The sequence below is a fragment of the Arthrobacter sp. 05T442 genome, from assembly GCF_056395945.1.
This window is the reverse complement of record NZ_JBFTKM010000062.1, coordinates 1-472: the sequence shown is the minus strand read 5'-3', so window position 1 is coordinate 472 and position 472 is coordinate 1. Positions and strand designations below refer to the sequence as shown.

At 71.4% G+C, this 472-nt stretch carries 1 pseudogene; it reads right to left on the bottom strand.

The annotated features are described in order from the left end of the window. Window positions 1-472 (bottom strand): annotated as a pseudogene (locus tag AC1DES_RS19185) (HNH endonuclease signature motif containing protein); the annotation flags it as partial.

Sequence of the window (472 nt, the reverse complement as noted above, 5' to 3'; positions counted from 1 at the left end):
TGTGGTCCGGCCAGTGGGGTGGTTCCCAGTCCTGGTGCTCGCTCGCGTAGTACCGGCCCGTCGGTGAAATCCACCCCGGCGGGCTGTCCTTGCCCGCCCCGGCGGGTGTCCACGCGGAGCCGTGTTTGAGGCGGTGGTGTTTGCGGCACGGCTGGCCCAGGTTCGAAATACCGGTGGTGCCTCCGTCGGCCCAGGCCAGGAGGTGGTCTGCTTCGTTATCCAGGGAATGGTTGCTGCAGCCCGGGAACGGGCACCTGCCGTCGCGCAGCCGCAGCCAGCGCCGCTGGGCCTTCGTAAGCCGGTAGCTGGTCCGGCCGATTTCCAACGGCGCCCCGTCCCGGGGGTCGGTCAGGACCCGGTAGAAGGAATCGGCGCCGCCGGCGATCAGGCGGCGCGCCATCGACGGCGGGATCGGCCCGTGCCCGTCCAGAACGGCCGGTTCCTCGGTGGCGCCCAGCAGGGACAGGACCGG